At 54.0% G+C, this 1,643-nt stretch carries 1 protein-coding gene and 3 pseudogenes; 3 read left to right on the forward strand and 1 reads right to left on the reverse strand.

Translation table 11 applies throughout. The features are described 5' to 3' along the window. Window positions 1–129 (forward strand): annotated as a pseudogene (locus ASD70_RS29260) (magnesium transporter CorA); the annotation flags it as partial. 158 nt (window positions 130–287) lie between these two features. Here ASD70_RS29260 and ASD70_RS04915 read toward each other — a convergent pair. Continuing rightward, window positions 288–608 (reverse strand): hypothetical protein, encoded by a 321-nt coding sequence (locus ASD70_RS04915; RefSeq protein ID WP_056845806.1) that lies wholly within the window; start codon window positions 606–608, stop codon window positions 288–290. A 232-nt stretch (window positions 609–840) separates the two neighbouring features. Between ASD70_RS04915 and ASD70_RS04920 the strand changes: the two are divergent. Both ASD70_RS04920 and ASD70_RS04925 read left to right on the forward strand, forming a co-directional pair. Then, window positions 841–1,020 (forward strand): annotated as a pseudogene (locus tag ASD70_RS04920) (PepSY domain-containing protein); the annotation flags it as partial. Window positions 1,021–1,267: 247 nt separating this feature from the next. Next, window positions 1,268–1,643, forward strand: a pseudogene (locus ASD70_RS04925) (magnesium transporter CorA); the annotation flags it as partial.

Raw genomic sequence — 1,643 nt, forward strand, 5'->3', positions numbered from 1 at the left:
TTTGGCATGAATGTGGGTGGGGTGCCGCTGTCCCAAGACCCGGAAGGTTTCTGGATATTGGTTGCGCTGGTCGCGACTTTTACCTTGATTGCCGGGCGCTGGGCGTTCCGAAAGCGCAAAGACTACTGACCTGAAAAATGCACTCAAAATGTGGGAGGGGCCCGATGGTGGTGTACCAGCCAAAAATAAGCTGACTGACCCACCGCCATCGGGGGCAAGCTGCGGACAAACGATGCGCTCCACGTCCCAAACACTGCCTTGCCGCCGCTCTGTAAAACTCTGGGTAATTATGTAAATTCGATATGCACATCGACTATGGGACTAGGCGCCTCCTCATATAAAAATACATCATAGGTAAGTTTAAAACGCTCTTTCAATAAATACTGTGGGATGGGTGTCTGCCAAGGTTTGTTCTGCGTTTCAACAGTGACTTGCAGAATTTTTATGGGCTGTCCCGCAACGATAAGCCGAACAAGTGAGTTCAGCTCTGACAACGAAGAAGCAGGGACCTCTACACTCAGGTCCTCCCCACGCTTTAGCCGAACATGCGCCTTCCCATCCACAACTTCTACGCCTGGGATTTTGATTTGTTCCAATGCCTTAGTCATACCAAAAGTCCTTCTGGTGAATCGATAGTTGATTAAGCAACACCGATACGTATGTAACAGCAGGCATGAACAGAGCGTCTACTGTCAAAGTTCACAGGTATGCCGATCATGCATGCCGTACAAGAGCGCAAAAAAACCACCCACACTTGCAGACCAGCGGTCCTCCTGAATCAAGCAAACACTGACCTGCCGCAGCATCACTGTAATATTTTGCAAGGATCATTAAGGCCATCTCAACGCTGCCGCCGTGGCTAAACACGCCGGTGCCACCATCAACGACACCGAGCTGGACCACAACAACAGCGGCGTGCTGGTGTACGAAGTTGAACTGACCGATACCGCCGGCAAGCAATTTGAAGTGAAGCTCGACGCCAAGACCGGCGCTGTRCTGGAAGACAAGCTCGATACTTGAGACCACGCTCTACAAAACARGCGCCACCTTCGGGTGGCGCTTTTTTTTGCGCAGTACGAAACCGTCACATAACCGTCATCCCACCTTGCAATGATTCGCGCCTGGGTGCCTGTGAAACNGCGCCACCTTCGGGTGGCGCTTTTTTTTGCGCAGTACGAAACCGTCACATAACCGTCATCCCACCTTGCAATGATTCGCGCCTGGGTGCCTGTGAAACGTCCTACAGGCCCTTTCTCTGCGAGCCGCCATGAACCACAGCATCGRCCACGCCCATCAGGATCCCGACCTGTTTGGCCTGCTTTACGGTTTCCGTTTTCGCCCTGGCGAAAAAGGTCAGCAGATTGACTCAGCCGCCGCCCTCGCTGCCTTGCAGCAGCCGCAAAACCCGGAAGAGTTCCTGTGGCTGCACYTGAACCTGGCCCACGCTGCCTGCGAGCGCTGGATGCAGGCGCACCTGTCGCTGCCGGAGGAGTTTTTCGAAGCGCTGCATGAAGGCTCGCGCTCCACACGGATTGAACATGTGGATTCGGCCTTACTGGCGGTGGTCAACGAYGTGGTGTTCAACTTCAGTGAACCCTACGCCGTGGACCAGCCTGTACTGGTCACCCGCGAGGGAGAAACCC

The organism is Pseudomonas sp. Root569, assembly GCF_001427465.1.
GTDB lineage: Bacteria > Pseudomonadota > Gammaproteobacteria > Pseudomonadales > Pseudomonadaceae > Aquipseudomonas > Aquipseudomonas synxantha.